Source organism: Kribbella alba, assembly GCF_039529635.1.
Classification (GTDB): Bacteria; Actinomycetota; Actinomycetes; order Propionibacteriales; family Kribbellaceae; genus Kribbella; species Kribbella alba.
The window spans coordinates 626,843-646,261 of the sequence record NZ_BAAANE010000007.1; the positions used below are offsets into that span (position 1 = coordinate 626,843).

Here is a 19,419-nt window from a genome sequence, read left to right on the forward strand (position 1 = left end):
CCGTCGTCCAAATTTCGGCGGGTCGCGCCGGTAAGTGACGCCACGACGGCGGGTCGAGCCGGGAAGTCGAGCAGAAAGGGGCGGGTCGAGCCGGGAAGTCACAGCCACCCGGGTGACCGGCCAGTCGGGTGGCCACCGGGGTCGCCGGATCGCCGGGAAGCGGCCTGCCTGCCGCTGGGCTTAGGCGGCGCGGGCCTGAAGCGGCTGTACTGCGGGTGCGGCGCGGGCCTGAAGGGGCTGTACTACGGTCTGACCGGCGCGCGCGGGCTGCGTGTACTACGGGGGAGTGGGGCGGCGGGTTTGCTTGCGTAGGGGTGGGAGAGTGGTTGAACATTCAGCATCGGATCGGAAGGGGTCTGGAACCGTGGATCTTCAGTTGGCTGGGCTGCGTGCTTTGGTGACCGGCGGTACCAAGGGGATCGGGCACGCGATCGTGGAAGGGCTGGCCGCTGAGGGCGCGGCGGTGGGGTTCTGTGCTCGGACCGAGGCTGATGTCACGGCGACGGTGGACAAGCTACGAGCCGACGGTGTGACGGTCGTCGGCCGGGCGCTTGACGTCGGCGACGGCGAGGCGTTGACGCGATGGGTGACCGAGAGCGCCGCTGAGTTGGGCGGCGTGGACATCGTGGTCTCCAACGTCAGCGCGCTGGCGATCGGTGATAGCGAGGAGTTCTGGAAGCAGAGCTTCGAGGTGGACATGCTCGGCACGGTCCGGCTGGTCAGCGCCGCGATGCCGTTCCTGGAGCAGAGTCAGGCGCCGTCGATCGTCACGGTGTCCAGCGTCTCCGGCCGCGAGATCGACTTCGCCGCCGGAGCGTACGGCACGTTCAAAGCAGCGATCGTGCACTACACCCAGGGCTTGGCCTATCAGCTTGCAGGCAAAGGGATCCGGGCCAACACCATCTCGCCCGGCAACACCTACTTCCCGGGCGGCGTGTGGGAGAACATCGAGCAGAACAACCCCGCCCTGTACGCCGAGGCGCTCGCCCTCAACCCCACCGGCCGGATGGCGCGGCCCGAGGAGATCGCCCGCGCCGCCGTCTTCCTGGCGAGTCCCGCTGCCAGCTTCGTCACGGGGACCAACCTGGTCGTCGACGGCGCCCTGACCCGCGGCGTCCAGTACTAACCCTGGAGCCATGCCAGGCGCGCCGACCGGGGTGAGTCTGCGCGTTCCTAGGCCCGTCACGCATCACCGCGCGAGCACTGCTCGCGCGGTGATCACTGCGTGGCTAGAGGATGCCGCGGTCCGCGAATGCCTTGTGGACGACGGCGGCCTGTGTGGCTCCGTACATGGACTGTGCGGTCGCCTCCGTGTGCCGGGCCGCAGCGGCGAAGCTGGTGTCCGGAGCGAACCCGAACTGCGCGTTGACGATGATTCGGTCGGCGACCCCCGGACCGAGCGCGGTACGAATCTGGAACAGCGCCTGCGACCAGATCTCACCGTTCGCGTGCACCTCGCCGGCGACGTCCTGCGGATAGTGCTTGCCGGCGTCGAGACGGCGCAGACAGTGCGGCGTCGTCGACGTGTATGACGTCGAGTCCCAGTCCATCACACAGGCCAGCGGCGCTTTCACCGGAACGCCGTACTTCTTCGCTACCCAGTCGCCGACGGTCACCGAGAAGTAGTCGCCCCACGCCTCGCCGATCGAGCCGGCCTCAAGAGAGGACCCGAAGCCCGGCACCTGGGCGTCGTGCACGGCGTGCCCCGTCTCGTGCACGATCACCTCGCCGTCCTCGGCGTCGTCCACGCCGCCCTTGCCGAGGGTGATCGTGTCGTGCTTGTCCCTGGAGAACGAGTTGTCCAAGCCATACTGGTCGACCTTGTAGTCCTGGCTCTCGGCGTTCACCGGTGGTAGCTCGCTGCCGAAGCCGAGCGACTGCAGGTACTTCTGTGCCTCGGTGCCCCAGAAGTACGACATCACCTGCTCGAACTGGTCGTCGTGCCGGTTGTAGAAGTACGTGCCGTCCGTGCTGTACGCCGGGGTGCCGGTGGCGCTGCGGACGTTCGCCCACGTACCGCGGAGATAGCCGGAGCCGTCCAGGTCGGTCAGGGTGACCTCGTAGTACTCGCCGCGGGGGACCGCCGTCGCGGAGTCCTTCTCGTCCGTGAGCGTCTCTTGACCACTGGACTGCACCGGGTTCGGGATGAAGACCAGTGCCTTCGCCGTGGTCGTGCCGGTCGGCGGCTTCGCGCTGGCGGCAGGCGCCGCCAGCCCGGTCGCCAGGGTCAAGGCCACGGTCGCGGTCAGCGCGGCGCTCGTGGTCCAGGTCTTCGGCGCCATCGAAGCCTCCGTGTCGACGCAGGGGTACAGCCATCACAACCTAGGTCGTGGGTCCGTGCGGCGGAAGACCGGTCACAAAGGTTCAGGGATTCCCTGCACGGACGATCCGGCACGGACCGTTGTCTGCGTGTGGTCGAGGTGCGCGCCCTCGGGGATCTTCGGCTCGGATCGCTGGTCAGTCGTCGGCGTTGAGGGTCGTTCGCCACGTGAACTCGGGCTCGTAACCGAGGACTCGCCGGGCCTTGTCGATGGACAGCAGCGTCTCGTTCGGCCCGAAAGGCTTCTTGACCGGTACGCCGGGGAACACCTCGGCCAGCAGCTCTTCGTTCGGGCGCGACATCACCGTGTCGGAGTTGGCGATGATGAAGACATCCGTGCCGGTCGTGTCGAGCTCGAGGGCCCGCCGTACGGCTTGGGCGCCGTCGCGGGCGTCGATGTAGCCCCAGAGGTTCCATTTCCGCAGCCGGGCATCGGCATCAAAGGAGGGGAACCGCGCGTAGTCCTCGGGATACATCACGTTGGAGAACCGCAGCCCGAGGAGCTTGAGGTCTGGATGCCACCGGCACAACTGACGGGCCAGCTCCTCCTCGAGCGTCTTGACCAGGGAGTAGGTGCTGTTCGGCCGCGGCGGGTAGTCCTCGTCGACCGGTACGTAGGGCGGTTCCTCGTCGAAGGGCAGTCCGAGGACTGTCTCGCTGGAGGCCCAGACGATGTTGCGTACTCCGGCTCGCAGCGCCGCGGAGAAGACGTTGTAGGTCGCCGTCATGTTGTTGTGGAACGTCGCCGCGTTCGGCCGAAGGCCCGGAGCTGGGATAGCCGCCAGATGCACCAGTGCGTCGAGTCCGTCGTGTCGGTCGTCGATGCCGGCCACAGCCTCGTAGGCCTGCCCGAAATCCGTCAGATCGACCCGCGTCGACGTGATGTCGGCTCGCGCCGGTGGTGCCTGGTCCAGGGCGACAACCTCCCAGCCCTGGTCATGCAGGTGATCGACCACTGCCCGACCGAGCTTGCCGCTGCTTCCGGTGACCGCTACACGTCTGCTCACTTCCCGATCATTACATCTGCGCCAAAGGTGATCCGGGTACTGACCACCCATTGATCACCCCTGCGCGAGGTGGTCGTGGGATCAGGTCGGGCGGGTGAGGTGGAGGGCGCGGCGGAGGTGCGGAAGGAGGGCGACGAGGCGCTCCGGTGGGGTCGGGGTGCTGACCAGGCTGAGGGTCAGGCGGTAGCGGAAGGGCGCGGGGACTAGTTGTTCGCCTGGCCGGAGTTCGCCGGAGAGCGCGCTCCGGGGGACCAGGGCCAGCTGGGAGCGGCGGCGGGCCATGGCAACTGTGGTTCCGAGGGTGACGCCGCGGCGGGCGGTTGCGCCGAGGGCGATCAGGCGGGAGCGGATCTCGTCCGTGCCGCGGTCGTAGGTCGAGAACGGGAGATAGCGCTCTCTCAGCGGTTGCTTGCCTTTCCCGGGCTTTGCGACACCTTGCGGCACGAAGAGAACCAGCTCGTCGCGGCCGACCGGTCGGGCCACGGTGGCGCGCGGCAGCACCATCTGGTCGGCGATAGCGATGAACGCGGCGTCCATGGTGCCTTCGGCAATCTTCTCGACGAGGAACTGACCATGGTCGACCTGCTGCTCGATGTCCAGGTCGGGTAGCTCGGCGTCCAGCACCGGGAAGAGGATCGGCGCGAGGCTGGCGAATGTCCCCACCACCAGCCGGCTCCCGGCGGCGGCCGCCCGAGTGGCGTCGTACACCTCCTCGAGGTGGCCGAGGATGTGCTCCGCACGGCGCGCGAGCTCACTGCCGGCCGCGGTCGGCCGGGCGCCCCGGGTGTCCCGGTCGAACAGCCGCGTGCCACAGGTCCTCTCGAGTCGCGCCAGCCGTTGGGAGGCGGAGGGCTGGGAGATCCGGAGCTCGCGGGCCGCCGTGCCGACCGAGCCGGTCCGCCTGATCGTCAGGACCAGGCGCAGATCCTCGACGGATGGTGATGAGGGCATAGGCACAGCCTATGCCTGAGAGGTAGTTGCTGCTGGCTACCGATGGAGCGCTCTCCGGGCGAGGATCGAGGTCATGGGAGCACGCCGCGACGCGCTGTTTCTGCTGACAGGGAGCGGAATCTCGGATTTCGCCTTCCGGATCGCGCAGGTCGCATTGCCGCTGGTCGTGCTGCACGAGACGGGTTCAGTGGCCGCGACCGGTCTCGCGGGTGGAGCGTCAGGAATCCCGGTCCTGCTCTCGCCGTGGTGGGCGAGGCGGGCCCGGCAGTGGGTCGATTCCGGGCCAAGGCTCGCCATGATCGCGTGCGTCCAGGCGTTCGCCCTGGCGATGATCCCGGCGGCCGCAGCACTCGGCGTACTGCGGCCAGAGGTGCTCATCGCTGGCGGTCTGCTGCTGGGTTGTGGTGATGCGTTAGCTGCGCCGGGGCGGTCGGCGCTCCTCGCTGACACGGGCGACCGCTGGGGGCCGGACCGGGCCGTTCTCCTGCTGACCTGGCAGGACGGGATCAGGCGGGTCGGCATGGTGATCGGGCCGCCGATCGCTGCTCTGGCGATTGCGGCCGGGCTCACCGACGAGCTGCTCTGGCTGGAGGCGGGCACGGTTCTCGTGTCGGGCGTGCTCGCGGTCAGCGTCGCCGGGGAGCGCTCTCCCGCGATCAGCGAGCTGCCCTCGATCAGGTCGAGCCTCAGGGAGCGTCCGGACGTTCTGTCCGGCTGGATCGCCCGTGGCATCGGCTGTTTCACCTGGTTCTCGTTCACTCTCGGCCTGTCGGTGATCGGAGCAGAGCGCGGGCGCCCCGGGGTCTACCTGGCCGCCGGGATGTCCGGCTACGGCGTGGGCTCGGTGCTGGGGACGGTGGTCTCGCTCGCCGTGATTCGACGGATCCCACCGGTGCCGCTCGCGTCGATCGCGTGGGCTGTCATGGGGTTGTGCTGGGTCGGCATGGGCCTGTGGACCACGCCGGCCGCGGTCGCGGTACTGGCTGCGGTGGGTGGGGTCACGGTCGTGCTGGGGATCTCGGCCATCTCCGCGGTGATCACCAGATCGTCAGCCGGCGCCGAGCGGCGGGCCTTGTTGTCGGGTCAGTCGGTGGTCGTCAATGCCAGCAGCTCGGCGGGACTGCTGATCGGTGGACCGGTGATCGCCGCCGCCGGAGCCGAGCTCACCCTCATCGCCTCAGGCCTCCTGACAGCCGCGGTCGCAGTCGGCGTGCTCCTGGTCCGAAGCCACCAGCGCCCGCGAGCCTTCCCGCTCCGCGCCAAGGCCGATAGCCGGCCAGGCCTGTAAAGGGCTCCGGTTCCGCAGCAACGCCTGACGTCAGGTAGGCGTGCGAAGCATCGTGGCATGGCAGGGAGAAACCGGGCTGCGGGTGGGGGCGACGGCTGCGAGACTGCGGGTATGTCCGAGATCGTGATCACCACGCTGGCCGAGCGACCTGAACTGATCGACCGGTTGTACGACTTCTCGGACGTCTGGCCGGAGTTCATGACGCAGGACCCGGTTGGCAACGCGCTGATGGGCCGGGTGCAGGAGAACTTCCCCGAGCAGTGCCTGGTCGCCACCGAGGACGGTGAGTTGGTCGCGCACGGCCGGAGCATTCCGTTCGTGTTCCCCGACAAGGATCGGTCCGAGCTGCCGGACGGAGGCTGGGACCGGGTGCTGCAGTGGGGGATCGCAGACCACCGCAATGGGCGAGAGCCAAACGTTTCGAGCGCCCTGGAGATTTTGATCCGACCGAGCCACCTCGGGCGCGGGCTGTCGCACCGGATGCTCCAGGCGATGCGGAACGCGGTGAAGATGCTGGGGCACTCCACGCTCTACGCGCCGGTCCGTCCCAACGCGAAGCAGGACCCCGAGCAGCCGATGACCGACTACATCCAGCAAGTTCGCGAGGACGGTTTGCCCGTTGATCCCTGGCTGCGGGTGCACGTCAAAGCCGGCGGCAGGATCGTGAAGGTGGCCCCGACCTCGATGGTGATGGCGGGTTCGCTCGCGGAGTGGCGCGAATGGACCGGTCTGCCGTTCGACCAGGACGGCGACGTCGTCGTACCGAAGGCCCTGTTGCCCGTGCGTTGCTCGGTCAAGCACAACCATGCTGTGTACGTCGAGCCGAACGTCTGGGTCCAGCACGACCTGTGAACACCCCAACTAGTCGGGGTGTTCAGCCGCTGTCGTGGGTCGGAGCATCGGCTTCATGACACAGACAACGCAGAACCCAGGACAGACCACAGAGCAGAACAAGGACACCGTTCGACAGTTCATCGACGGACTGTTCACCAAGGGAGAGCTGGGCGCGGTCGACACCTATCTCGCCGAGGACTTCATCAACCACGACCCGCCCTTCGGGGTGACCGCAGACCGTGAAGGCATGCGGACGGCTGGGGCGATGATGCGCACCGCTTTCCCTGACTGGCACAGCGAGCTCCACCAGTTCATCGCCGAGGCAGACATCGTTGTCGAGCGCTTCACCGCCAGCGGGACCCAGCAGGGCGAAGTGATGGGCGTCGCGCCGACCGGGCGGACGGTCAGCCTGCCGGGCATCAACATCTTCCGCCTCCGCGACGGTCGCATCGTCGAGCGCTGGGGACGCCTCGACGAACTCGGCCTACTGCGGCAGCTCGGCATCGTCCCGGCCTAGGCGAGCAGGCGCGGCTCGTGCTGGTGCCCGCATCGGTCAGTGCAGAAATGGTCCCGGACAGAGAAGTAGCGCGGCGTAGCATCGGCGGTGTGGGGGTCGCCGATCGCCTGGATGTGCTGATCCGCCGTTGCTATGCAGGGCTGGAGACGGACCAGTTGCGGTCCGAGACGCTCGACCGGCTCCGCGGCATCCTGACTGTCGACGCCGCCTTCTTCGCGACGGTCGACCCGGCGACTCTGCTGTTCACCTCGGCGATCGCGGACGACCCGCTGCAAGCGGTCACCGAGCAGTTCCTCGACAACGAGTTCGGCCGGGCCGACGTCAACAAGTTCGCCGCCCTGGCGACCGCGCCGGACCCGGTCAACTCCCTCGAACAGGCGACCAAGGGGGATTGGGCTTCGAGCTCGCGCTACACCGAGGTGATGGCGCCACTGGGCCTGGGCGACGAGTTGCGCGCAGCGCTGGTATCAGGCGGACACTGCTGGGGTGTCCTCTGCCTGCATCGGGAGGACGCCGTGGCCGGCTTCTCCGAGCGGGACCTTCAGCTGGTACGACGGCTCGGGCCTCACCTGGCAGAGGGTTTGCGGCGCAGCATGCTGGTCGGGCCCGACGCTCCGGCTGAAGAGGTAGGTCCGGGCGTGGTGGTGCTCGACGGCGACCTGGGCGTCGTGTCCGTCAGCCCCGAGGCAGAGCACTGGCTGCGCGAGCTCGAGCCAGACCACCGGGATCGGCAGCAGCGGCCCGGCTCGTCGCAACAGCCGGACTGGGCGCGGAGTACGGGGTTGCCGGTTGCGGTGCGGGCGGCCGCAGTCCAGCTCACCCGGCTGAACGAGCTGCCGACCGGGGTTTCCGCGCCGGTCTTGAAGGTGAGAACGCGAGGGGGACGCTGGCTCGCGGTCCATGCCTCGAACTTGCATGGTCGAGGCTCGCCTGGATCAAGGCCGGCTGAGCAGCAGACCGTGGTGATCCTCGAGCCGGCCACACCCAAGCAGCTCAGCTCACTGTTGCTGGATGTGCACGCTCTGACGCCGGCACAGCAACGCGTCACGGCGCTGCTTCTTCAGGGATGTTCGACCCGGCAGATCGTAGATCGGCTGCACCTGTCGCCCCACACGGTCCAGGAACACGTCCGGGCTGCGTTCGACAAGGTCGGCGTCGGCAGCCGACGCGAGCTCATCGCCGCCTTGCTCGGCCAACACCGAGGCTGACCGCGGCCGGCGGCTGGCTGGAAGCGGCCGGCCTGGAAGCGGCCGGATCAGAAGGTCCGCATCACCTTGATGATGCGGCGGCGGAGCCAGACCCGCCTGGTGCCGTCCGGGTAGCGGCGGAGCCTGGCGAGCTCCCAGCCGCCGTACTCCGCGTGCTCGGTGAGCAGCCGGCGCACCGCGCCGCGCGATTCCGTCCTCGACACCTCGAACTGCTGCAGTTCGTATTCGGCCATCCGCACCTCCACACCTTCCAGCCCTACCTCACCAATGACGCAGCCTCACGAAACATCCTCCAGCGCCGCCACGATGGCCGGGGGCAGAGTGAGCTCCTCCACACCCAGCACCGACTTGAGTTGCATCGCCGTCCGGGCCCCGACGATCGCCGCAGTCACACCCGGTCGGTCCCGCACCCAGGTGAGCGCCACTTCGAGCGGGGTCCAGCCGAGCCCGTCAGCCGCCCGGGCCACCGCCTCAACGATGCCCGAACCTCGCCCGTCCAGATAGGGGTCGACGAATCTGGACAGATGCTGAGACGCGGCGCGCGAGTCCGCGGGGATGCCCGTCCGGTACTTCCCAGTCAACACGCCGCGCCCAAGCGGGGACCACGCCAGTACGCCGATGCCGAGCCCGCCCGCCGCTCGAATGGCATCCGCCTCGGCGTCCCGGGCAAGCAGCGAGTACTCCACCTGGTTGGAGACCGGTACTGCGCGGCCGGGCCACGCCTGCTGCCAGGTGACTGCCCGGGCCGACTTCCAGCCCGCGTAGTTCGACACCCCGACATACCGGACCTTGCCGGAGTTCACCGCGTGATCCAGGGCCGAGAGGGTCTCCTCCAGCGGCACGTCGTCGGACCAGGTGTGCAGCTGCCACAGGTCGATGTGGTCCACGTTCAGCCGCCGCAGTGATCCCTCCAGGTCGCGCAACAGCGCACCACGCGAGGTGTCGGTGATCCGCTCGCCGCGGCGGACGCTGAACCCGGCCTTGGTCGCGATCACCAGGTCGTCGCGCTCGACGACGTCACCCAGCAGGGACCCGATCAATCGCTCGCTGTCGCCATCGCCGTACGCGGCGGCGGTGTCGATCAGGGTGCCGCCGGCCGCCACGAACGCGGCGAGCTGTTCGCGCGCCTCGTGCTCGTCGGTGTCGCGGCCCCAGGACATGGTGCCCAGGCCAAGCCTGCTCACCGCGAGGCCACTGTGACCGAGATAGCGCTGCTGCATGAGCCGAGCCTATTGCGGGGCACCGACAACGGCTCGTTAGGCTCGCCTGTCATGCGACTCGGACTAAACATCGGCTTCGTCTTCGGTGGCGACGACCATCTGGATCATCTGAGGCTGGTGAGGGAGGCCGAGGCACTCGGATTCTCGGTCACCTGGGCCGCGGAGGCCTACGGCTCGGACGCCGCCACACTGCTGGCGTGGATCGCCGCCCAGACCTCGACCATCGACCTGGGCGCAGCGGTCTTCCAGATCCCGGCGCGGACTCCCGCGATGACGGCGATGACCGCCGCCACACTCGACAAGCTGTCCGGCGGCCGGTTCCGGCTGGGGCTCGGTGTCTCCGGGCCGCAGGTGTCCGAGGGATGGCACGGGGTCCGCTTCTCTCAGCCACTCCTAAGGACTCGTGAGTACGTTGCGATCGTGAACTCCGCACTGCGCCGGGAGACGGTGGCGTTCGAAGGCGCGCACTTCACCTTGCCGCTGCCCGACGGGCCGGGCAAGGCACTCAAGCTCTCGATCCGTCCGGTGCGCGACCATGTGCCGGTGTACCTGGCCGCGGTCGGCCCCAAGAACCTCGAGCTGGCGGGCGAGATCGCCGACGGCTGGCTCGGCATCCTCAACGACCCCTCGTATCTGGGAGAGCAGTTGAACCACATCAGGACGGGCCGCGCGGCCCGTCAACCCGACCTCGGCCTGGACGGCTTCGACGTGGTCGCGTCCGTCCCGGTCGTGGTCGGCGACGACCTCGCCGCCGCCTCGGATCCGATCCGGGGCTATGCGGCGCTCTACATCGGTGGCATGGGCAGCCGGGAGAAGAACTTCTACAACGCACTCGCCGTCCGGATGGGATACGAGAAGGAGGCGGCGCAGATCCAGGACCTCTACCTGGCGAAGAAGCACCGCGAGGCGATGGCCGCGGTACCGCAGGACTTCATCGACTCGATCTCGCTGCTCGGCGGCAAGGAGCGGATGGCCGAGAAGCTCACCGCGTACGCCGAGGCCGGTGCGACCACGGTCGCGCTGACGCCGTTCGAGCCGACCGTGGAGCAGCGGATCGACACCCTCCGCACGGTCGCCGACGCGCTCGAGCTCGCCGGGATCGGTGACTGACACCCCATGACAATCTGGGACTCCATCATCCTCGGCATCGTCGAGGGGCTGACCGAATTCCTGCCCGTCTCCAGCACCGGGCACCTGACCATCGCCTCGAAGATGCTCGGTCAGAAGATCGACGACCCGGCCATCACCGCCTTCACCGCGGTGATCCAGTTCGGCGCGATCGCGGCCGTGGTGCTGTACATGTGGAAAGACATCAGCCGGTACGCCGTGGCGTGGTTCCGCGGCCTGCGCCATGCCGAGCACCGGGGCGAGTTCGACCACCGGATGGGCTGGTACATCATCGTCGGCTCGCTGCCGATCGGCATCATCGGCTTCCTCGCGAAGGACATCATCTCCGGGCCGCTGCGAAGCCTCTGGTGGGTGGCCGGCTCGCTGATCGTCTGGTCCTTCGTGATGGTCGCGGCGGAACGGCTCAGCAGCAAATCGCGCCCGCTGACGCGGATCACCCTGACCGACGCGATCGTGATGGGCCTGGTCCAGTGCCTCGCGCTGATCCCGGGCGTCTCCCGCTCGGGCGCCACCATCAGCGCCGGTCTGTTCCGCGGCCTGGACCGGGTGGCTGCCACGCGGGTGGCCTTCCTGCTGGGCATTCCCGCCTTGGTGGGAGCCGGCCTGTTCGAGCTGAAGGACGCCCTCGGCGGCAACGTCGGCCTGGTTCCGGTCCTGGTCGGCACGGTGGTCAGCTTCATCGTCGCCTACGCCTCGGTGGCCTGGCTGCTCCGCTTCGTCGTCAAGCACTCCATCGAGGTCTTCGCCTTCTACCGGATCCTGCTCGGCATCGTCATCCTGATCCTGCTCGCCACCAGCACGATCACCGCCACCTGACCCGTACTGCGGGACGCCGCGTCGCCTGCGGAGCTGCTGGCGACGCGGCGCACCGCAGTACCGGCCTCAGAGCCAACCGGCGCGGCGGAACGTGGCGTACAGAGTGGTGCAGACCAGCGCCATGAAGGCGAGGCACGCGAAGTAGCCGTAGTACCAGCGGAGCTCGGGCATGTTTTCGAAGTTCATGCCGTAGATGCCGGCGATCATCGTCGGGGCTGCGACGATCGCGACCCAGGCGGAGATGCGGCGCATGTCGTCGTTCTGCTGCACCGAGACGCGGGCCAGGTGCGCATTCAGGGCCGAGCTGAGCAGCACGTCGAGCGCCTCGGTCTGGTCGGCGACCCGGTTCACGTGATCCGCGACATCGCGGAAGAACGGCGCGGCATCCTGGGGGACCAACGGGATCTCGCCGTGGGCGAAGGACTCCATCGGCTCGCGCAGCGGGGTGATCGCGCGGAGCATCTCCAGCACCTCGCGCTTGAGCAGGTAGATGCGTTCGGCGTCGCTGGTGCGCTCGTGGGAGAAGACCGAGCCCTCAACCTCGTCGACGTCGACCTCGACGGCTTCGGCGACCAGTTCGTAGCCGTCGACAACGGAGTCGCAGATCGCCCAGAGCACGGCGGCCGGGCCGTGGCCGAGGACCGAGGCGCGTTCCTCGAGCTCCTTGCGGGCCGTGGTCAGTGCGGCGCCCTCGCCGTGGCGGACGGTCACGACGTACCGCTTGCCGACGAAGACGCTGACCTGGCCGGTCTCCACCGCGTCCTGGTCGTCGACGTACCAGAGGGTCCTGAGCACGACCACGATGGACTCGCCGTACTGCTCGACCTTTGGCCGCTGGTGGGCCTTGAGCGCGTCCTCGACGGCCAGTTCGTGCAGGTCGAACAGCTTCTGGACCCGGCGCATCTCCTCCGCGGAGGGCTCGTGCAGGCCGACCCAGCCGAAGCAGTTGCCGTCGTCGTCGATCGCCTGCGCGACCGTCTCGGGGTCCCTGGGCAGGTCCTGCCGCACCCCTTCGGAGTAGACCCCGCAGTCGACGATCACGTCCCCATTCTGGCATCTCGCGATTTGCTCCGACCGGATACCGTGCGGTCATGCCCACGGTGATTCTGGTCAGGCACGGCCGCAGCAGCGCCAACACGTCCGGCGTCCTCGCCGGGCGGACCCCTGGCGTGAAACTCGACGAGACCGGCCTGCAGCAGGCGGTCGCGGTCGGGGAGCGGCTCGCCGGTCTACCACTGGCCGCGATCGTCACCTCGCCGCTCGACCGCTGCAAGCAGACGGCGGCCGCGATCGCGAAGCATCACGAAGGGTTGCGTCCGGCAACGGATCGTCGGCTGACCGAGGCCGGGTACGGCGACTGGACCGGCAAGCAGATCACGTCCCTGATGAAGGACCCGCTCTGGCCCGTGGTCCAGCAGCACCCGTCGGCGGTCACGTTCCCCAACGGCGAGTCGATGCGGGGGATGCAGCAGCGCGCCGTGGACGCGATTCGCTCGCATGACGCTGCCGTCGCGCAGTCACACGGCGCCGGAGCGCTCTGGGTGGCGGTCTCGCACGGTGACGTGATCAAGGCGATCGTCGCGGACGCGCTCGGTCAGCACCTGGACACGTTCCAGCGGATCGTCGTCGACACCGCCTCCACCACGATCATCACCTACACCCTGACCCGCCCGTTCCTGGTCCGGCTGAACGACTCGGGCAGCGAACTCGCCTCCCTGGTGCCGAAGCCGGCCAAGAAGACCCGCGGCAAGAAGTCCGCCGTACCATCCTCCGACGCCGTCGTCGGCGGACGGTAGCTAGGGTTTAGGCATGGCGCGCGTAGTGCATTCCTATGACGATCCGGACAGGTTCGTCGCCGGCACCGTGGGGGAACCCGGTGCCCGGACCTTTTTCCTGCAGGCCCGGGCCGGGGTCCGGATGACCTCGGTGGCCTGTGAGAAGGAACAGGTGATGGCGCTCGCGGAGCGGCTGGACGTGATGCTGGACGAGGTGGCCCGGCGGTTCGACCGGGACCCGGTCACGCCGGTGGGGGTGGACGACACCGACCCGCTGGAGCAGCCGATCGAGGAGGAGTTCCGGGCCGGCACGATGACGCTGGCGTGGGAGGCCGACGCCGAGAAGGTCGTGATCGAGGTGTTCGCGGTGGTGGCCGGCGAGCAGGTCGAGCTGGAGGAGACCGACCCGGTCGCGGCCGCGCTGGAGTCCGAGGACGCCGAGGTGTTCATCGTCCGGATCAGCGAGGAGCAGGCCCGGGCGTTCGCCCGGCGCGCGGTGGCCCTGGTCGCATCCGGCCGGCCGAGCTGCCCGTTCTGCGGCCGCCCGATCGACCCGGAAGGCCATATCTGCCCCCGCGCCAACGGCTATCGCAGGCACGTCCGCGAATGATCGATCTCGACCTGCTCCGCAGCGGGGAACTGTCCCTCCACGGACGGCTCGTGGCGGCCTCGAACGGCACCTTCCAGGGCTCGGTCAGCCTGGACGGCGACTCCGCGACCGTGGTCTACAAGCCGGTCCAGGGTGAGCGGCCGCTGTGGGACTTCCCCGACGGCACGCTGGCCCAGCGCGAATACGCCGCGTACGTCGTGTCGGAGGCGCTCGGCTGGTCCGTAGTACCGCCCACGCTGCTCCGCGACGGGCCGCTCGGCGAGGGCATGGTGCAACTGTGGATCGACGAGGTGGAACGGCCGCCGGGTGATACCGAGCTGGTCGACATCGTCCCGCAGGGCCGGGTTCCCAAGGGCTGGGTCGGGGTGCTCGACGCGCTCGACGGCCGGCACAACCCGGTGACGCTCGTGCATGCCGAGATCGACCCGTTGCGCCGGATGGCGGTGTTCGATGCCATCGTCAACAATGCGGACCGCAAGGGCGGCCACGTGCTCGACCCGGGGGACGGCCGGGTGTTCGGCGTCGACCACGGGGTCACCTTCAACGCCGACGACAAGCTGCGCACGGTGTTGTGGGGCTGGGCCGGCGAGCCGGTACCGCCCGAGCTGCTCGAGGACGTGAAGAAGCTGGCGGACGAGCTGGCCGGCAAGCTCGGCACGGAGCTGTGCGAGCTGATCACCGCGGTCGAGCTCACCGCCACGCGCGAGCGGTGTTCGTCATTGCTGAAGACCGGGGTGTTCCCCTCTCCGAGCGATGACTGGCCCGCAATTCCGTGGCCTGCTTTCTGAGGTCGTCGATTCCGTCCGAGGATCCTTCCGTCTGGATCATCGTCTGGGTCATCGTCCGGGTCATCGTCAGGGTCGCGGGAGGTTACCCGAAGCCGTCGGCGGACGCGATCGGATCCGGGGAGTGGAACCGCGTCGTGTCGCGAAATCGCTGACTGGATAGGCTCCATCCCATGCAGGCGTGGACGAAACCAGAAATCCCGGTCGTACCCGGGCCGGCCCGGCGTCTTCGCCTCTACGACACCGCCTCAGGTGGTCCGGTCGAGGTACCGCCCGCCGCCGACGGCCTCGCACGGATGTACGTCTGCGGCATCACGCCGTACGACGCGACCCACATGGGCCACGCTGCGACGTACGTCACATTCGACCTGATCAACCGGCTCTGGCGCGATGCCGGCTACGACGTGCACTACACCCAGAACATCACCGACGTGGACGACCCGCTGCTCGAGCGGGCCACCGCGACCGGCATCGAGTGGACCGACCTGGCCGCGCGCGAGATCCAGCTGTTCCGCGACGACATGACCGCGCTGCGGGTGATCCCGCCGCAGAACTACGTCGGCGTGGTCGAGTCGATCTCACTCGTCGCCGACGCGATCGCGGACCTGCAGCGCGCGGGAGCGGTGTACGACGTCGACGGAGACCTCTACTTCGCGGTCAAGGCCGACCCGACCTTCGGCGGCGTGTCCGGGTACGACCGGGAGACCATGCGCGCGCTCTTTGCCGAACGTGGTGGTGACCCCGAGCGCGAGGGGAAGCGCGACCCGCTGGACAGCCTGCTGTGGCGGCACGAACGCCCGGGCGAACCGGCCTGGGACTCTCCGTTCGGACGTGGCCGGCCGGGCTGGCACGTCGAGTGCTCGGCGATCGCCCTGGAACACCTCGGCATGTCCTTCGACGTCCAGGGTGGCGGCAGCGACCTGATCTTCCCGCACCACGAGATGTCGGCCAGCGGAGCCCAGGTGGCCACCGGCGAACACCCGTTCGCGCGCGCCTACGTGCACCAGGCGATGGTCGGCCTCGACGGCGAGAAGATGTCGAAGTCCAAGGGCAACCTGGTCCTCGTCTCCCGGGAGCGCGAGGCCGGCTCCGACCCGATGGCGATCCGGATGGCGCTGCTCGCCCATCACTACCGCACCGACTGGTTCTGGACGTCTTCCGATCTGCTGGATGCGCAAGAGCGCCTCGACGTCTGGCGCGGCGCCATCACCCGCGGCTCGGGCCCCGACGGCGCCGCCGCCGTTGACGCGTTGCGGGCAGCCCTCACGAACGACCTCGACACCATCGCCGCGTTGGCGGCGATCGACCAATGGGCAGAAACCAACGGCGACGACCCTTCCGCCCCCGCGCTGGTCGCCGACGCAGTCGACGCCCTCCTCGGCATCAAGCTCTAGACGCCCTCCTCGGCATCAAGCTCTAACGGGGCTTCGCCCCAGCCCGAGTCCGCCGTCGAGGGGTCCGCTCCGGGCAGGTGGCACGTGCAGCGGGTCGGCTGTCGGGCTTCTCGCCGACTGTCGCCGTGCAGGCCGCTACCCACCGAAATACCCGCCAGCGAGCCGGCCGCACCCAGCCCGGCTTGGGCAACCTCGGTAGGTGGGCTACTGGGGGCCTCAGTTCGGCCTGGGTGTACCGACCGACAGGAGGTAGTCGCCAAATCCGGTGCCCCCACCGCCCATCCAGGCGGACCGCCTGCCCGGCGTGGCGAATACCTCCTGTCGGTCGGTACACCCCGCCCTGTCACGAGCCCTGTCACGAGCCCTGTCACGAGCCCTGTCACGAGCCCTGTCACCAGCCCTGTCACCAGCCCTGCGCCGACAGGCACCATCACGTGGCCCGGGGACGCCAACCACCCGCACCCACAACCGCGCGACCCCCGGCACCTACCGAGTGAGACACCACCGGGACCTACCGCGTGCGGAACCACCTCGCCGGCTGGTCGGCGTACTGGGTTACTCGGAGCGGTCGGGTTACTCGGGGCGGTCGGTGTTGCGGCGGCGGAGGTACCGCTCGAACTCCGCGGCGATCGCGTCGCCACTCGCCTCGGGGAGGTCGGTGGTTTCGCGTTGTTCCTCGAGGGTCGCGACGTACTCGGCTACCTCGGGGTCTTCCTCGCTGAGTTCGTCGGCGCCTCGCTGCCAGGCCCGGGCGAGTTCGGGAAGGTCGCCCTCGGGGATGGGGAGGTCCAGCAGGGCCTCGACCTTGCCGAGGAGAGCAAGGGACGCCTTGGGGCAGGGGGTGCCGGCGATGTAGTGGGGGATCGCGGACCAGATGGAGACGGCCGGTACGCCGAGGGCGCCGCAGAGGTCGGCGAAGACGCCGGTGATGCCGGTCGGGCCTTCGTACGTCGACGGCTCCAGGCTCCACGAAGCGGTCAGCTCCGGATCGGAGGACGACGCGGAGACCGGGATCGGGCGGGTGTGGGGCGCGTCGGCGAGCAGGGCGCCGAGGACGACGACCAGTTGCGCGTTCGACTCGTCGACCAGTTCCAGCAGTTCGCGGCAGAAACCGCGCCAGCGCATGTTCGGCTCGATGCCCCGGATCAGCAGGACGTCGCGGTCGGTGTCGTCCGGTCGCGCCAGGAAGACCCGGGTGGTCGGCCAGGTCAGCCGGCGGACGCCCTCGTCGTCGAAGCCGACCGTGGGCCGGTTCACCTGGAAGTCGTAGTAGTCCTCCGGGTCGATCGCGGTGACCAGCTCGGCGTCCCACTCGTCGATCAGATGGTCCACCGCGCCGGTGGACGCCTCGGCGGCGTCGTTCCAGCCCTCGAACGCGGCGATCACGACCGGGTCTCTCAGGTTCGCGAGGTCTACCACTCGCCACCCCCTGTCCTAGTCGTCTGTAGTGGTTCCCGGCGCTGGCCGAGCCACCGGTTTCCGGACTGCCAGCCTACGTGCATCCCGGACTCCGCGGAGGCGGTTTCACGCCCAGCGGAACGTGTCGGAGCGTCGTACTGGAGTTTGAGACCGTTGATCAGATGCAGGGTCAGCGCCCTTGGCACCTGGCCGGAAAGTGGTCGACTGGTCGTTCCCGACTCGTCTGGCGGCCCTGTGCCCGGATCCGATCGTCCTGACCTTCGCCAGGTGCTCGCAGAGCACGTTGTCGTGGCCGACGATGCGATGGGCACGATGTTGCGGGGCCTACGAGCTGTCTCTCGACGACTTCGAGGGGTACGAGATCCGCAACGTGACCAGGCCCGATGTGGTCCGCCAGGCGTACTTCGCGGTCGGCGTGGACTGCGAGTACGTACACGCGAGGTGCTAAACGGGTCCGCGACGAACTCGGGTTCGGCGCCGGGGACGGCGACCTCGACTGGATGTTGCGGGACCAGGCGTGCAAGGGCTCGCGCTACTCGTTCGGGTGCCCGGCGTGCCCGGACTTGGAGGACCGGGCGAAACTGGTGGAGTTGTTGAAGCCGGAACGGATCGTCGTTCACCTATCTGAGGAGCTGCAGTTGCCTCCGGAACAGTCCACCGATGCCCTGGTGGTTCACCACCACGAAGCGAAGTACTTCAACGCCTCATGACTCTTCAAGCGGTGCTCTGGGACATGGACGGGACGTTGGTGGATTCCGAGCCGGTCTGGGCGCGGGTGCAGCTGGACCTGCTCACCTCGCTCGGCGCGAGCTGGACGGTCGAGGACTGCATCAACCTGGTCGGCAGCGACCTGGGCGACGCGGTGAAGGCTTGGATGGCCCGGATCCCCGAGGGCGCGATCGAGCCCGAGGAACTGGCCGAGCGGATGTACGGCGAGGTGGTCCGCTCGCTGAAGGAGGAGGTCGTGTTCCGGCCGGGCGCGGTGGAGCTCCTCCGGGCACTGAACGCCGAGGGCATCCCCTGCGCGCTGGTGTCCGCGTCGCATCGGGTCATGATCGATGCGGTGCTGGCACACCTGCCACCCGACCTGTACGACGTGATCGTGGCCGGTGACGAGGTCACCCACGGCAAGCCGCACCCGGAGCCCTACCTGACGGCGGCCCGTGAGCTGGGCGTGGATCCGGCCGACTGCATCGTGATCGAGGACTCGCCGGGTGGTACCGCGTCAGGGACCGCCGCGGGCGCGTTCGTCATCGCGGTACCGCAGTGGGTCACGATCCCCGACGCACCCCGGCGGCTGGTTGCCAAGTCCCTCGAACCCTTCACTCCGGCGGCCCTGCGCGAGCTGCTCGCCTGAAGCAGGTTGCACGTTCCTGCAGCGGGTTGCACGTTGCTGCAATTTCGTTGCCCTACGCAAATAGACGTTGCTACGTTCCGTATGTCTACACCAACGGGGTGTACTCGGGGCGGAAGGAACGTGCGATGAGGTATTTGCCAGCGGCAACAAGAATCGGGACGATGCTCGCGGCGGTGGCCGCTTCCGCGGTCGTGGTGACGGGCGGGGGCCAGACGGCCAGCGCTGGCTGCGAGTTCTACGTGTACTACGAACTCAAGGCCACCAGCGTCGCGATGCGGTGGCCCAGCATCCCGATCTTCACCAACGGCAAGGGCGGCACGCTGAGCGTCAGCAAGCAGACGAACAAGGCGGTGTCGTACGGCGTGGTGGCCGGGGCGGAGTCCGAGGTCGGCGCGGTGCTCGCCAAGGCGAAGGTGTCGATCAGCGCGAACCTGACCAAGACGAACTCGTCGACGGTGATCAACGGCTTCAGTCACACCATCCGGCCGGCGTACTACGGCCATGTGAAGTACGTCTCCGACGGGAAGCGGGTGTCGTGGGTGAAGAAGCGCCAGAACGGCAACTGCACGTACACCACGATCGGCAGCGGCGTGATCAACTTCCCGTCCATCTCGGAGGGCTGGGACTACTGGGAGTCGAAGTCGCGGGCGGTCTGATCGCGTCGGTACTGCCCGCCTGGCGGAGGTGCGCCGGGCGGGCAGTACCGTCTTTGGTGCGAGGGAGGGTCGGAAGGTAACGTTCCGGAGTCCTCCGGGACACGCGTGATCACGGGCGGGGTCACGAAGCCGAG

At 68.6% G+C, this 19,419-nt stretch carries 22 protein-coding genes; 15 read left to right on the top strand and 7 right to left on the bottom strand.

The window, feature by feature from the left end; translation table 11 throughout:
- The first annotated feature begins 364 nt into the window (after positions 1-364).
- A complete protein-coding gene (locus ABD210_RS20810) occupies positions 365-1,126 on the top strand; it encodes an SDR family NAD(P)-dependent oxidoreductase (RefSeq protein ID WP_344113493.1) in 762 nt (253 codons plus the stop codon).
- 103 nt (positions 1,127-1,229) lie between these two features.
- Here ABD210_RS20810 and ABD210_RS20815 read toward each other — a convergent pair whose 3' ends face one another.
- The 3 genes from ABD210_RS20815 to ABD210_RS20825 form a co-directional block, all read right to left on the bottom strand.
- Positions 1,230-2,282, bottom strand: a complete 1,053-nt coding sequence (locus ABD210_RS20815) for a M4 family metallopeptidase (RefSeq protein WP_344113494.1) — start codon at positions 2,280-2,282, stop codon at positions 1,230-1,232.
- A gap of 175 nt (positions 2,283-2,457) precedes the next feature.
- Positions 2,458-3,327, bottom strand: a complete 870-nt coding sequence (locus ABD210_RS20820; RefSeq protein ID WP_344113495.1) for an NAD-dependent epimerase/dehydratase family protein — start codon at positions 3,325-3,327, stop codon at positions 2,458-2,460.
- 81 nt (positions 3,328-3,408) lie between these two features.
- Positions 3,409-4,278 carry a LysR family transcriptional regulator gene (locus tag ABD210_RS20825; RefSeq protein ID WP_344113496.1) on the bottom strand — a complete coding sequence of 290 codons (870 nt, stop codon included), beginning with the start codon at positions 4,276-4,278 and terminating at the stop codon, positions 3,409-3,411.
- 73 nt (positions 4,279-4,351) lie between these two features.
- On the opposite strand from ABD210_RS20825, the gene ABD210_RS20830 reads away from it, so the two are divergent.
- From ABD210_RS20830 to ABD210_RS20845, 4 genes are all read left to right on the top strand, one after another.
- Positions 4,352-5,566, top strand: a complete 1,215-nt coding sequence (locus ABD210_RS20830) for an MFS transporter (protein ID WP_344113497.1) — start codon at positions 4,352-4,354, stop codon at positions 5,564-5,566.
- 111 nt (positions 5,567-5,677) lie between these two features.
- Complete coding sequence (locus tag ABD210_RS20835) at positions 5,678-6,418, top strand: N-acetyltransferase (RefSeq protein WP_344113498.1); 741 nt, start codon at positions 5,678-5,680, stop codon at positions 6,416-6,418.
- Positions 6,419-6,473: 55 nt separating this feature from the next.
- A complete protein-coding gene (locus ABD210_RS20840) occupies positions 6,474-6,917 on the top strand; it encodes an ester cyclase (RefSeq protein ID WP_344113499.1) in 444 nt (147 codons plus the stop codon).
- Between the two features lie 89 nt (positions 6,918-7,006).
- Positions 7,007-8,125, top strand: a complete 1,119-nt coding sequence (locus ABD210_RS20845) for a LuxR C-terminal-related transcriptional regulator (protein ID WP_344113500.1) — start codon at positions 7,007-7,009, stop codon at positions 8,123-8,125.
- A gap of 47 nt (positions 8,126-8,172) precedes the next feature.
- Here the strand turns inward: ABD210_RS20845 and ABD210_RS20850 are convergent, their stop codons facing one another.
- A complete protein-coding gene (locus ABD210_RS20850; RefSeq protein ID WP_132191327.1) occupies positions 8,173-8,358 on the bottom strand; it encodes a DUF5703 family protein in 186 nt (61 codons plus the stop codon).
- 45 nt (positions 8,359-8,403) lie between these two features.
- Entirely contained in the window at positions 8,404-9,345 is a 942-nt protein-coding gene (locus ABD210_RS20855) for an aldo/keto reductase (RefSeq protein ID WP_344113502.1), read from the bottom strand.
- 51 nt (positions 9,346-9,396) lie between these two features.
- On the opposite strand from ABD210_RS20855, the gene ABD210_RS20860 reads away from it, so the two are divergent.
- Entirely contained in the window at positions 9,397-10,455 is a 1,059-nt protein-coding gene (locus ABD210_RS20860) for an LLM class F420-dependent oxidoreductase (RefSeq protein ID WP_344113504.1), read from the top strand.
- Between the two features lie 6 nt (positions 10,456-10,461).
- The gene (locus tag ABD210_RS20865; RefSeq protein ID WP_344113506.1) at positions 10,462-11,289 is read left to right on the top strand and encodes an undecaprenyl-diphosphate phosphatase; all 828 of its coding nucleotides are present in this window, start codon (positions 10,462-10,464) and stop codon (positions 11,287-11,289) included.
- Positions 11,290-11,355: 66 nt separating this feature from the next.
- On the opposite strand, the gene corA is transcribed toward ABD210_RS20865, so the two are convergent.
- On the bottom strand, positions 11,356-12,330 hold the full coding sequence (gene corA, locus ABD210_RS20870) for a magnesium/cobalt transporter CorA (protein WP_344113508.1): 975 nt from the start codon (positions 12,328-12,330) through the stop codon (positions 11,356-11,358).
- A gap of 50 nt (positions 12,331-12,380) precedes the next feature.
- Between corA and ABD210_RS20875 the strand changes: the two genes are divergently transcribed.
- The 4 genes from ABD210_RS20875 to mshC all read left to right on the top strand — a co-directional run bounded on the left by ABD210_RS20875 (position 12,381) and on the right by mshC (position 15,853).
- Positions 12,381-13,085 carry a histidine phosphatase family protein gene (locus tag ABD210_RS20875; protein WP_344113509.1) on the top strand — a complete coding sequence of 235 codons (705 nt, stop codon included), beginning with the start codon at positions 12,381-12,383 and terminating at the stop codon, positions 13,083-13,085.
- A 13-nt stretch (positions 13,086-13,098) separates the two neighbouring features.
- On the top strand, positions 13,099-13,674 hold the full coding sequence (locus ABD210_RS20880) for a DUF3090 domain-containing protein (protein WP_344113510.1): 576 nt from the start codon (positions 13,099-13,101) through the stop codon (positions 13,672-13,674).
- Positions 13,671-14,462, top strand: coding sequence for an SCO1664 family protein (locus ABD210_RS20885; protein WP_344113512.1), 792 nt, complete (start codon positions 13,671-13,673; stop codon positions 14,460-14,462). The genes ABD210_RS20880 and ABD210_RS20885 overlap by 4 nt, the downstream gene beginning before the upstream one ends.
- Before the next feature lie 170 nt (positions 14,463-14,632).
- Positions 14,633-15,853, top strand: coding sequence for a cysteine--1-D-myo-inosityl 2-amino-2-deoxy-alpha-D-glucopyranoside ligase (mshC, locus tag ABD210_RS20890; protein ID WP_344113513.1), 1,221 nt, complete (start codon positions 14,633-14,635; stop codon positions 15,851-15,853).
- Between the two features lie 573 nt (positions 15,854-16,426).
- Here mshC and ABD210_RS20895 read toward each other — a convergent pair.
- Positions 16,427-17,272, bottom strand: a complete 846-nt coding sequence (locus tag ABD210_RS20895) for a PAC2 family protein (RefSeq protein ID WP_344113514.1) — start codon at positions 17,270-17,272, stop codon at positions 16,427-16,429.
- Positions 17,273-17,570: 298 nt separating this feature from the next.
- Between ABD210_RS20895 and ABD210_RS20900 the strand changes: the two genes are divergently transcribed.
- The 4 genes from ABD210_RS20900 (at position 17,571) to ABD210_RS20915 (ending at position 19,285) form a co-directional block, all read left to right on the top strand.
- Positions 17,571-17,720 (top strand): hypothetical protein, encoded by a 150-nt coding sequence (locus tag ABD210_RS20900; RefSeq protein ID WP_344113515.1) that lies wholly within the window; start codon positions 17,571-17,573, stop codon positions 17,718-17,720.
- 52 nt (positions 17,721-17,772) lie between these two features.
- On the top strand, positions 17,773-17,982 hold the full coding sequence (locus tag ABD210_RS20905) for a vitamin B12 dependent-methionine synthase activation domain-containing protein (RefSeq protein ID WP_425552692.1): 210 nt from the start codon (positions 17,773-17,775) through the stop codon (positions 17,980-17,982).
- Complete coding sequence (locus ABD210_RS20910) at positions 17,979-18,629, top strand: HAD family hydrolase (RefSeq protein ID WP_344113516.1); 651 nt, start codon at positions 17,979-17,981, stop codon at positions 18,627-18,629. The genes ABD210_RS20905 and ABD210_RS20910 overlap by 4 nt, the downstream gene beginning before the upstream one ends.
- A 125-nt stretch (positions 18,630-18,754) precedes the next feature.
- Complete coding sequence (locus ABD210_RS20915) at positions 18,755-19,285, top strand: hypothetical protein (protein ID WP_344113517.1); 531 nt, start codon at positions 18,755-18,757, stop codon at positions 19,283-19,285.
- Positions 19,286-19,419 lie beyond the last annotated feature (134 nt).

What these genes read in the sequence shown, in the direction of transcription:
- ABD210_RS20915 (WP_344113517.1), top strand. Translation starts at nt 18,755, where the DNA reads ATGAGGTATTTGCCAGCGGCAACAAGAATCGGGACGATGCTCGCGGCG.
- ABD210_RS20865 (WP_344113506.1), top strand. Translation starts at nt 10,462, where the DNA reads ATGACAATCTGGGACTCCATCATCCTCGGCATCGTCGAGGGGCTGACC.
- ABD210_RS20860 (WP_344113504.1), top strand. Translation starts at nt 9,397, where the DNA reads ATGCGACTCGGACTAAACATCGGCTTCGTCTTCGGTGGCGACGACCAT.
- ABD210_RS20910 (WP_344113516.1), top strand. Translation starts at nt 17,979, where the DNA reads ATGACTCTTCAAGCGGTGCTCTGGGACATGGACGGGACGTTGGTGGAT.
- ABD210_RS20830 (WP_344113497.1), top strand. Translation starts at nt 4,352, where the DNA reads ATGGGAGCACGCCGCGACGCGCTGTTTCTGCTGACAGGGAGCGGAATC.
- ABD210_RS20815 (WP_344113494.1), bottom strand. Translation starts at nt 2,282, where the DNA reads ATGGCGCCGAAGACCTGGACCACGAGCGCCGCGCTGACCGCGACCGTG.
- ABD210_RS20825 (WP_344113496.1), bottom strand. Translation starts at nt 4,278, where the DNA reads ATGCCCTCATCACCATCCGTCGAGGATCTGCGCCTGGTCCTGACGATC.
- ABD210_RS20835 (WP_344113498.1), top strand. Translation starts at nt 5,678, where the DNA reads ATGTCCGAGATCGTGATCACCACGCTGGCCGAGCGACCTGAACTGATC.
- ABD210_RS20875 (WP_344113509.1), top strand. Translation starts at nt 12,381, where the DNA reads ATGCCCACGGTGATTCTGGTCAGGCACGGCCGCAGCAGCGCCAACACG.
- ABD210_RS20880 (WP_344113510.1), top strand. Translation starts at nt 13,099, where the DNA reads ATGGCGCGCGTAGTGCATTCCTATGACGATCCGGACAGGTTCGTCGCC.
- ABD210_RS20850 (WP_132191327.1), bottom strand. Translation starts at nt 8,358, where the DNA reads ATGGCCGAATACGAACTGCAGCAGTTCGAGGTGTCGAGGACGGAATCG.
- ABD210_RS20900 (WP_344113515.1), top strand. Translation starts at nt 17,571, where the DNA reads ATGCGATGGGCACGATGTTGCGGGGCCTACGAGCTGTCTCTCGACGAC.
- mshC (WP_344113513.1), top strand. Translation starts at nt 14,633, where the DNA reads ATGCAGGCGTGGACGAAACCAGAAATCCCGGTCGTACCCGGGCCGGCC.
- ABD210_RS20840 (WP_344113499.1), top strand. Translation starts at nt 6,474, where the DNA reads ATGACACAGACAACGCAGAACCCAGGACAGACCACAGAGCAGAACAAG.
- ABD210_RS20905 (WP_425552692.1), top strand. Translation starts at nt 17,773, where the DNA reads ATGTTGCGGGACCAGGCGTGCAAGGGCTCGCGCTACTCGTTCGGGTGC.
- ABD210_RS20885 (WP_344113512.1), top strand. Translation starts at nt 13,671, where the DNA reads ATGATCGATCTCGACCTGCTCCGCAGCGGGGAACTGTCCCTCCACGGA.
- ABD210_RS20855 (WP_344113502.1), bottom strand. Translation starts at nt 9,345, where the DNA reads ATGCAGCAGCGCTATCTCGGTCACAGTGGCCTCGCGGTGAGCAGGCTT.